A 7484-nucleotide genomic window follows, 5' to 3' on the forward strand; every position below is an offset into this window, starting at 1 on the left:
CCGGCCGGCCTGTGCGGCGCGCTTGCGGCCTGCGCCGCCGCCGAGGTCGCGCTGCGGCTGTTCCACGGCTCGGTCAATCTGGTCACGCTGCTCGCCTGGCAGATGGGCAGCATGCTGGCGCTCGCCCTGATCGGCGGCCTGGTCTCCAGCCGCCTGCTGCGGGCGCTGTCCGCCCCCGCGCGCCGGCCGCGCGCGGCTTTATAACAATGCGCCGCTCGCGCGCCGTTCTGTAAAAATTTTTCACCGCACCTGCTCACTAGGTGCATAGTTTCACATGTTTACGTGAAAACTTCACAAAACCTTCTGACGCGCCGACCCCCGAGGTGTATCTGAATCGCATCACGCGTTTCCGGATAACAACGAGGGTTCGAATGACGTATCAGCAGACGATTGGCACGATGAGCGAAACGATCGCCGCGAAGGGCGCCGCCTGGGAGGGCATCTCGCCCGAGGCCGTGGCCCGCATGCGGCTGCAGAACCGGTTCCAGACCGGGCTCGACATCGCCCGCCACACCGCGAAGGTCATGCGCCAGGACATGGCCGCCTTCGATGCCGATCCCTCGCGCTACACCCAGTCGCTCGGCTGCTGGCACGGCTTCATCGCCCAGCAGAAGATGATCGCGATCAAGAAGCATTTCGGCACCACCAAGGGCCGCTACATCTACCTCTCCGGCTGGATGGTCGCGGCGATGCGCTCCGAGTTCGGCCCGCTGCCCGACCAGTCGATGCATGAAAAGACCTCGGTGCCGGCGCTGATCGAGGAGATCTACACCTTCCTCCGCCAGGCCGATGCCCGCGAGCTCGGCCTGCTCTTCCGCGAGCTCGACGCCGCCCGCGAGGCCGGCGACCTCGCGAAGCAGAAGGAGGTGCAGACCCGGATCGACAATTTCGAAACCCATGTCGTGCCGATCATCGCCGATATCGACGCCGGCTTCGGCAATGCCGAGGCGACCTACCTGCTGGCGAAGAAGATGATCGAGGCCGGCGCCTGCGCGCTGCAGATCGAGAACCAGGTGTCCGACGAGAAGCAGTGCGGCCACCAGGACGGCAAGGTGACCGTCCCGCACGAGGATTTCGTCCAGAAGATCCGCGCCCTGCGCTACGCCTTCATGGAGCTCGGTGTCGAGGACGGCGTGATCGTCGCCCGCACCGACTCGCTCGGCGCCGGGCTGACCAAGCAGATCGCCTATTCGAAGGAGCCGGGCGACATCGGCGACCAGTACAATTCCTTCCTCGACTGCGACGAGGTCGATCCCGCGCAGATCGGCAACGGCGACGTGCTGATCACCCGCAACGGCAAGCTGCTGCGCCCGAAGCGCCTGCCCTCCAACCTCTACCAGTTCCGTCCCGGCACCGGGGCCGACCGCTGCGTGCTCGACTGCATCAACGCCCTGAACAACGGCGCCGACCTGATCTGGATCGAGACCGAGAAGCCCCATATCGAGCAGATCGCCTCGATGGTCGATCGCGTGCGCGAGGTCATCCCGAACGCCAAGCTCGCCTACAACAACTCGCCCTCCTTCAACTGGACGCTGAACTTCCGCCAGCAGGTCTTCGATGCCTGGAAGGAGCAGGGCAGGGACGTCTCGGCCTTCGACCGCGCCCGGCTGATGAGCGCCGACTACGACGCGTCCGACCTCGCGGCCGAGGCCGATGAGCGCATCCGCACGTTCCAGCGCGACGCCGCGCGGCGGGCGAACATCTTCCACCACCTCATCACCCTGCCGACCTACCACACCGCGGCGCTGTCGACCGACAATCTCGCGAAGGAGTATTTCGGCGAGCAGGGCATGCTCGGCTATGTCGCCGGCGTGCAGCGCAAGGAAATCCGCCAGGCCATCGCCTGCGTGAAGCACCAGAACATGGCCGGCTCCGACATCGGCGACGATCACAAGGAGTATTTCGCCGGCGATGCCGCGCTGAAGGCCGGCGGCGCCCACAACACGATGAACCAGTTCGCGGCCTGATCCGCGGCGGCCCGGCACGCTCCGGGCCGCCATGCCGGCGCGGCGGGCTCAGCCCCGCCCGCCGGGCTCGTCCTCCCGCATGACCAGCGCCGCCGCGCGCTGCGCCAGCGGAGAGAACGCCGCCCGCCCCGCCGGGGTCAGATAGGGCTCGAACAGCGCCATCACCTGCCCGAACCCCCATTGCATCTGCTGCTCCGTCAGCCCGGCGGACGCGGTGCTGGTGCGCAGGTAATCCATCCAGTAGCTCGACACGATCCAGACATTGGTGACGAAGCTGCGGATCCGCCCGGCCGGAATCGCGAGGAACCCGTGCTCCGTGGCCAGCGCCATCACCCGCGCCACCGCCGCACTCGCCCGCGCCTGCACCTCCATGAACCGCCCCTTCAGCCCCGGCAGCCGGTGCTGCAGGTTGAACGCGTCGCGATAGAAGCACCGATAGCGCCACATCAGCGCGAACCAGCCGAGCTGGTACTCGGCATACGACTCCGCCGCCGCCGCGTCGCCCAGCTCCGCCTCCGCGACCGCGAGCTCCTCCTCCTGGAACCGCTCGAACAGGGTGGCGATCAGCAGCTCCTTCTTGCGGAAATGATAATGCAGGTTGCCCTCGCGCATCCCGCAGGCCGCCGCGATCTCGGCGACGGTCACGCCGAAGCCGCGCTCGTTGAACAGCCCGAGCGTCGCCTCCAGCACGCGCTGCCGCGTCGCTCCGGCCCGTCCGCCTGTCCCCGCCATGATCTTTTCGCCCCGACTCTTCGCTTGACCAACCTAGGGTATTCACCCTAATGCTTTTCCCAATTAGGGCAAACACCCTAGCGCCGCGCCCGAATCCCGCATCGGCGGGCCGGCCACCGGAACGGAGGAACAACCATGCTCGACGCCGCCTCTCCCCGCGCCGAGGCGCAGGCCGCGGTCACCCGGGTCGACGTGCTGATCGTCGGCACCGGCTTTGCCGGCCTCGCCATGGCGATCCGCCTGCAGGAGGCCGGCTTCGGCAATCTCCTGCTGATCGAGAAGGCCGCCGAGGTCGGCGGCACCTGGCGCGAGAACACCTATCCCGGCGCCGCGTGCGACATTCCCTCGCATCTCTACTCGCTGTCCTTCGCGCCGAAATCCGACTGGTCGCGCCTCTTTCCCCGGCAGCCCGAGCTCTACGCCTATCTGCGCGACGTGGCGGACCGCTTCTCCCTCCGCCCGCTGATCCGCTTCGGCACGGCGCTGATCGAGGCGCGGTGGGACGAGGCGCGCGGCCTCTGGGTCGCCGCCACCACCACCGGCACGATCGAGGCGCGCGTCCTCGTCGGCGGCATGGGCCCGCTGCACTGGCCCTCCATCCCCGACCTGCCGGGCATCGAGGCCTTCGCCGGCCCGCGCTTCCACTCCGCCACCTGGCGGCACGATCTCGATCTCGCCGGCAAGCGCGTCGCGGTGATCGGCACCGGCGCCTCCGCCATCCAGTTCATCCCCGAAATCGCCAAGGTGGCGTCGCATGTCACCGTGTTCCAGCGCACCCCGCCCTGGGTGCTGCCCCGGCACGATCGCCCGGTGCCCGAGCTCTGGCAGCGCCGCTTCGCCCGCCATCCGTGGATGCGCCGCCTGTTCCGCCAGTCGCTGTTCTGGGTGCACGAGGCCCGGGTGCTCGGCTTCCTCGGCAACCGGCGGGCCCAGCGCGCCGGCGAGGCGCTCGGCCGGCGGAACATCGCCCGCGCGATCAAGGACCCGGTCCTCGCCGCAAGCGTCACGCCGGACTACCGCCAGGGCTGCAAGCGCACCCTGCTGTCGGATGACTACTACCCCGCCCTGGCCCGCCCGAATGTCAGCCTGACCACCGCCGCCGTGGCCGAGGTGCGCGCCCGCTCCATCGTCGATGCCGGGGGCGTCGAGCACGAGGCCGACGTCATCATCTACGGCACCGGCTTCGAGGTCACCACCGCCTTCCGCCATCTCCGCCTCGTCGGCCGCGGCGGGATCGAGCTGAACCGCTTCTGGGCGGATACCGGCATGGAGGCGTTCAAGGGCATCACCGTCCCCAACTTCCCGAACTTCCTGCTCCTGCTCGGGCCGAACACCGGGCTCGGCCACAATTCGGTCGTCATCATGATCGAGGCGCAGGTGCGCTACGCGGTCGATCTCCTGCGCCGGATGCGCGCCGCCGGCATCAGGGCGGCGGCGCCGAAGCCCGAGGCGCTGGCCCGCTACCAGAAGGAGCTGGACCGGAAAATGGCGAAAACGGTCTGGACCACCGGCGGCTGCCGCAGCTGGTATCTCGATGCCGACGGCCGCAACACCACGCTCTGGCCCGGCACCGTCGTCGGCTACCGCCGCGCGACCGCCGCGGCCGACCTCGCCGACTACCAAACGAGCCGTTAGGCAACTGCACGTGAGAGCACGCCGATGAAACTGAACCTCGACGGCGCCGTCGCCGTCATCACGGGCGCCGCCAGCGGCATGGGCGCCGAGCTCGCCGTGCGGATGGCAGCGAAAGGCAGTCGCCTCGCCCTGGTCGATCGCGACGCGGCCGGGCTCGACGGCGTCAGCCGCCGCATCGCCGCCCTGCATCGCGCGCCGCTCACCACCCATGTCGCCGACCTTGCCGACCGCGCCGCCATCGCCGCGCTGCCCGATGCAGTGCTCGCCGCCCACGGCAAGGTCACGGTGCTGGTCAGCAATGCCGGCGTCGCCCTGGCCGGCCCGTTCGACGATTACGGCCCCGACGATTTCGAGTGGCTGATGGACATCAATTTCTGGGCCGGCATCCGCCTGACCACCGCCTTCCTGCCGCATCTCAAGCGCGCGCCGGCGGCGCAGATCGCCTATACCTCGTCGGTCTTCGGCATCGTCGGCGTGCCCGGCAACGTCGCCTATTGCGCCAGCAAGTTCGCGATCCGCGGCTTCGCCGAGGCGGTGCGCCAGGAACTCGCCGGCACCAGCGTCGGCATCACCGTCATCCATCCGGGCGGGGTGAACACCGCCATCGCCCGCAGCGCCCGCGTCGCCCGCGGCACCGATGCCGCCGCCGCGGCGGAGGGCCTCGTGCAGTTCGAGAAACTCCTCCGCACCCCGGCCGACAAGGCCGCCGCCGCGATCCTCGATGGCATCGAGCGCCGCCGCAACCGCGTGCTGATCGGCGCCGACGCCCGCGTGCTGGACTGGATCCAGCGCCTCCTCCCGGTCGGCCACGCGAAACTCGTCGCCCGCCAGGCCAGCTTCATGCCCTCCTCCCTCGCCGCCCAACTCACCCGCGCCCGGCCCTGAAGGGAAACGCCATGCCGAGCCTCGCCTCCCACATCGTCAACCCGCTCATCCGCGCGATCGTCAAGTCGCAGCTCTCCGCCGACGTCTCCGGCCGCACCGAGGCCGAGATCGCCCGCCGCGTCCGCCGTGCCCTCGGCACCCCGGTCCTGCCGCCGCCCGGCGGTCGCTACGTAAAGGGCGAGTGCGGCGGCATCCCCGGATTGTGGACCGAGCCGAAGGCGCCGCCCGCCGCCACCGTGCTCTACATTCATGGCGGCGGCTTCATCGCCTGCTCGCCGGCCACGCACAAACCCTTCACCCTCGCCTTCGCGAAGCGCGGCTTCCGCGTCTTCGCGCCGGACTACCGCCTCGCGCCGGAACACCGCTTTCCCGCGGCGCTCGACGATGCGCTCGCCGCCTATCGCGGCCTGCTCGATGCGGGTGGCGATCCGGCCTCGCTCGTCATCGCCGGCGATTCCGCGGGCGGCGGCCTCGCCCTGTCCACCCTGGTCGCGGCGAAGCGCGCCGGCCTGCCGATGCCCGCCTGCGCCGTGCTGTTCTCGCCCTGGACCGACCTTGCCTGCGCCGGCGACAGCATGCGCACCAACCTGCGCGCCGACCCGATGCTCTGCGCCACCACCATGCCCGCCGCCGCCGCGCTCTATCTCGGCGCCGCCGACAAGCGCGATCGGCTCGCCTCGCCGCTGCACGCCGACCTCGCCGGCCTGCCGCCGCTCTGCATCCACGCCAGCGCGATCGAGGTGCTGCGCGACGACAGCACCCGCCTCGCCACCAGGGCGCGCGAGGCCGGCGTCGAGGTCAGCATCCGGCTGTGGGACAACATGCCCCATGTCTGGCCGATCTTTCAGCTCCTGCTGCCCGAGGCGCGGCGGACGATGGACGAGGTCGCCGAATACCTCACCGCCCGCATCGCCCAAACGCGCCGTTAGTCCCGGCCGGGCGGCGCGGGTTCAGAATTCCTCGGTCAGTTCGAGATAGACCTGGTTGCGGCGGAAATTGAAGATGCTGTCGCTGGAAATCCGCTGCGTGTAGCGGTAGTCGACGCCGAGGAACACCCGGCTCATCAGCCGGTAGCGCAACCCGACCGACATGTCCGCCTCGTTGTCCCACCGGGTCGACTGCGCGAAGTCGCTCCGCGCGAAGGCGGCGCGGGCGATGCCGGTCAGGTCGTCGGTGATCGCGTGCTCGATGCGCCCGCCGACCAGCGTGTAGATATAGGCCGGGCTGCCCGGCAGCGTCGTCTCCTCGATCGAACGGTCGATGAACAGCGTGAGGGCGGTATCCTCGCCGGCCTGCCAGCGCAGATCCGCGCTGCCCGCCGGCGTGGTGATCGTCTTGAACCGCGAATCCGCATAATCCCTGTGCATCACGCCAACGAACGCGTCGCCCGAAAGGCTCGGCAGCAGCCGGAACAGCGCGCCCACCCCGGCGCGGAACCCGTCCGAATTGCGGAAATACTGGAAGTCGTCCGGCACCGTGTCGTAGCGCCGCAGGTCGCCGAGCAGTTCGGCATAGGGCCGGAACCCCGGCCGCGCGTCGTCGCGCGCGAGGATGCCGAAGGTGTAGCGGTTGCGGTCGCGGTCCTGATTATTGATCTCGCCGTGCAGGCCCTCGACATTGCCGAAGGTGAGCCGCTCGACCGCCGCCCCCGTGCGGATGCTGAACGTGCCGACGCGGCGGATCACGCCGGCATAGGCGTTCATCTCGGTATACGGCGTCGGCGTCAGCCCCTCCACCGCGTCGGGCGATGAGCGGTCCTCGTGCTCGTGCAGCACGATGCCGCCGAGCACCACCCGCGTCTTGGCATTGACGTCGATCCGCCCCTCGACCTGCGCATGCCAGTCCGCGGTGTTCTCGTTGCCATGCGTCCAGTAGCCGGTCAGGTCGGCGCCGACCTCCGCATACAGCGCGTTGCGCTTCCAGTTCGACTGGATGGCGATCACCGGCGAGATCGTGCCGACCGCATCGGCAACCCGCCCCGTCCGCGTCGCGTAGATATTGTCGTCGTAGAACGTCCCGGCCTGGATGCTGGGATAAATCGTGTAGTCGCCAACCTTGTAGCCCGCCGGCCCGATTTCCGGCGGCTGGCGGCGCAGGTTCGCCGGCCCCATCGCCGGCAGCGGCGGCATGATGCGGATGTCGGTCGCGGCATAGCCGCTCAGCTCCCGGTCCACCGCGCGGCGGACCGCATCGCGCACCGGCGCCGGCGCGGCACTAACAATGCGCGCCTCGATCTCCCGATAGACCGGCAGGTTGGCGCCGACG

Annotated in this window: 6 protein-coding genes and 1 pseudogene; 5 read left to right on the forward strand and 2 right to left on the reverse strand. The window is 69.5% G+C overall.

The annotated features are described in order from the left end of the window. Positions 1-204 (forward strand): annotated as a pseudogene (locus tag APM_RS09540) (DUF1109 family protein); the annotation flags it as partial. Between the two features lie 167 nt (positions 205-371). Beyond that, the gene (locus tag APM_RS09545) at positions 372-1967 is read left to right on the forward strand and encodes an isocitrate lyase (RefSeq protein ID WP_007423161.1); all 1596 of its coding nucleotides are present in this window, start codon (positions 372-374) and stop codon (positions 1965-1967) included. A gap of 48 nt (positions 1968-2015) precedes the next feature. Here the strand turns inward: APM_RS09545 and APM_RS09550 are convergent, their stop codons facing one another. Continuing rightward, positions 2016-2699, reverse strand: coding sequence for a TetR/AcrR family transcriptional regulator (locus APM_RS09550; RefSeq protein WP_007423162.1), 684 nt, complete (start codon positions 2697-2699; stop codon positions 2016-2018). A 135-nt stretch (positions 2700-2834) separates the two neighbouring features. On the opposite strand from APM_RS09550, the gene APM_RS09555 reads away from it, so the two are divergent. The 3 genes from APM_RS09555 to APM_RS09565 are packed head-to-tail and all read left to right on the forward strand — an operon-like array spanning position 2835 to position 6148. Further along, a complete protein-coding gene (locus APM_RS09555) occupies positions 2835-4334 on the forward strand; it encodes an NAD(P)/FAD-dependent oxidoreductase (RefSeq protein WP_007423163.1) in 1500 nt (499 codons plus the stop codon). A gap of 24 nt (positions 4335-4358) precedes the next feature. Continuing rightward, positions 4359-5219: an SDR family oxidoreductase gene (locus APM_RS09560; RefSeq protein ID WP_007423164.1), complete on the forward strand. Its 861-nt coding sequence runs from the start codon at positions 4359-4361 to the stop codon at positions 5217-5219. A gap of 11 nt (positions 5220-5230) precedes the next feature. Continuing rightward, on the forward strand, positions 5231-6148 hold the full coding sequence (locus APM_RS09565; protein ID WP_007423165.1) for an alpha/beta hydrolase: 918 nt from the start codon (positions 5231-5233) through the stop codon (positions 6146-6148). Between the two features lie 21 nt (positions 6149-6169). On the opposite strand, the gene APM_RS09570 is transcribed toward APM_RS09565, so the two are convergent. After that, on the reverse strand, positions 6170-7484 hold a 1315-nt coding region (locus APM_RS09570; RefSeq protein WP_007423166.1), incomplete at its 5' end, for an outer membrane beta-barrel protein.

The organism is Acidiphilium sp. PM (genome assembly GCF_000219295.1).
Classification (GTDB): domain Bacteria; phylum Pseudomonadota; class Alphaproteobacteria; order Acetobacterales; family Acetobacteraceae; genus Acidiphilium; species Acidiphilium multivorum.

Coding starts and splice junctions, on each gene's coding strand:
- APM_RS09545 (WP_007423161.1), top strand. CDS start 372: ATGACGTATCAGCAGACGATTGGCACGATGAGCGAAACGATCGCCGCG.
- APM_RS09550 (WP_007423162.1), bottom strand. CDS start 2,699: ATGGCGGGGACAGGCGGACGGGCCGGAGCGACGCGGCAGCGCGTGCTG.
- APM_RS09555 (WP_007423163.1), top strand. CDS start 2,835: ATGCTCGACGCCGCCTCTCCCCGCGCCGAGGCGCAGGCCGCGGTCACC.
- APM_RS09560 (WP_007423164.1), top strand. CDS start 4,359: ATGAAACTGAACCTCGACGGCGCCGTCGCCGTCATCACGGGCGCCGCC.
- APM_RS09565 (WP_007423165.1), top strand. CDS start 5,231: ATGCCGAGCCTCGCCTCCCACATCGTCAACCCGCTCATCCGCGCGATC.